Raw genomic sequence first — 2,127 nt, forward strand, 5'->3', positions numbered from 1 at the left:
CGGCGGAGGCGGCGCTGGGCGGCGCCGCCGCGGCCAGCCGCGGCGTGGCGCTGGGCGGGCCGGGCACGCGCCGGCACGACATCGCCTGGACCCCGCTGCCGGATCCGTCGGGCGCCGTCGCCGGCCTGCTGGCGCTCGCCACCCCCGCCGCCGACACCGCCCTGGCCGAGAGCGAGCAGCGCTACCGCACCCTGTTCGACGCGGTGGACGAGGGCTTCTGCATCATCGAGCTGCTGTTCGACGCGGCCGGCCGGGCGGAGGATTACCGCTTCCTCGCGGTGAACCCGGCCTTCGAGCGGCAGAGCGGCCTGCGGGACGCGGTGGGCCGCTGCATCCGGGAACTGGCGCCGAACCACGACCCCCGCTGGTACGAGGCCTATGGCCGCGTCGCGCTGACCGGCGAGGCGATGCGCTTCGAGAATCGCGCCGGCCGCACCCGCGGCCGCTGGTTCGATGTCCATGCCTGCCGCGTCGGCGACCCGGCGCAGCGGCAGGTCGCCGTGCTGTTCACCGACGTGACGGCGCGGCGGGAGGCGGAGGCGCGGCTGCGGGAGCTGGAGGCGCGGCAGGGCTTCCTGCTGCGCCTGGCCGACACGCTGCGGCCGCTGCAGGATGCGGCGGCGATCCAGGCGGAGGCCTGCCGGCTGCTGGGCGAGCATCTCGGCGCCTGCCAGGCGGGGTTCGGCCAGGTGGATGCGGCGCAGCGCCACGTCACCATCCACCGGGACTGGAGCGACGGCCGCATCGCGCCGGTGGTCGGCACCTGGCGGCTGGAGGAATTCGGCCCCGCCATCGCCGCCGAATTGCGCGCCGGCCGCACCGTCGCCGTCACCGACATCGCCGAGGACCCGCGCACCCGCCCGCCCGAGACGCAGCAGGCCTATGCCGGCATCGCCACCCGCGCCCTGCTCGACGTGCCGCTGGTGAAGGATGGCCGCATCCTGGGCATGCTGTTCATCCACCAGGACACGCCGCGCGCCTGGTCGCCGGCCGAGGTGACGCTGGTGGAGGAATGCTGCGAGCGGCTCTGGGCCGCCGCCGAGCGGGCGCGGGCGGAGGCGGCGCTGCGGGAGAGCCGGCGGCAGCTGATCATGGCGCTGGATGCGGCGCATATGGGCAGCTTCGAATGGGACCTGGCGACGGACCGGCTGAGCGTGACCGGCGGCGCCGCCGACATCTTCGGCCTCGACCCGCGGTCGCGGCTGGATACGGTGCGCGACGCGCTCGCCCTGCTGCACCCGGAAGACCGCGCCCGCCACCGCGAGGCCTGCGAGGCGGCGAGCCGCGGCGGCGGGGACTACCGGTCGGAATACCGGATCATCCGGCCGCGCGACGGCCGCGTCGCCTGGATCGAGGAGCGCGGCAGCCTCCGGCGGGACCCCGTGACCGGCGCGCTGCGCATGACCGGCACCCATGCCGACGTGACCGAGCGCAAGCAGGCCGAGGAGCGCCAGGCGCTGCTGGCGCGGGAGGTGGACCACCGCGCCAAGAATGCGCTGGCGGTGGTGCAGACCATGCTGCGGCTGACCCGCGCCGACGACATCGGCAGCTTCGTCCGCGCGGTGGAAGGCCGCATCGCCGCCCTGGCCCGCGCCCAGACGCTGCTGGCCCAGCAGCGCTGGCACGGCGCCGACCTCGGCACGCTGCTGCGCGGGGAGCTGGCGCCCTTCCTGGCGGGCCAGCGGGCGGAGCTGGACGGGCCGGTGGTGGTGCTGCCCGCCGGCACCGCCCAGCCGCTGGCGATGGCTGTGCATGAGCTGGCGACCAATGCGGCGAAGCATGGCGCGCTCTCGGTCCCCGGCGGCATGGTCGCGGTGCGCTGGCGGCTGGAAGGGACCGCGCCGGGGCGGCTGCTGCTGCACTGGGCCGAGGCGGGCGGCCCGCCGGTGCCCGGCCCGCCCGCCCGGCGCGGCTTCGGCAGCCGGGTGCTGGAAGGCACGGTGCGCTCGCAGCTCGGCGGCCGGGTGACGCTGGACTGGGCGCGGGCGGGGCTGGCCTGCGAGGTGATGGTGCCGCTGGACGGGACGCGGGGAAGCCTGGCCGAGGAATGATGCCGGCGGCCGGGCGACGTCGCCGCGCGCCGGCGGGGTTGCGACGCCCCGTTCGCCGGACGCGTCCGGCGCCGCG

Annotated in this window: 1 protein-coding gene; it reads left to right on the forward strand. The window is 76.9% G+C overall.

Going from position 1 to position 2,127, the window contains the following annotated elements; genetic code table 11:
• Positions 1-2,051: PAS domain-containing sensor histidine kinase (locus E2C05_RS31255; RefSeq protein ID WP_133223504.1), on the forward strand; the 2,051-nt coding region annotated here is incomplete at its 5' end.
• Between the last annotated feature and the right edge of the window lie 76 nt (positions 2,052-2,127).

The sequence above is a fragment of the Paracraurococcus ruber genome (assembly GCF_004353985.1).
Classification (GTDB): Bacteria; Pseudomonadota; Alphaproteobacteria; order Acetobacterales; family Acetobacteraceae; genus Paracraurococcus; species Paracraurococcus ruber.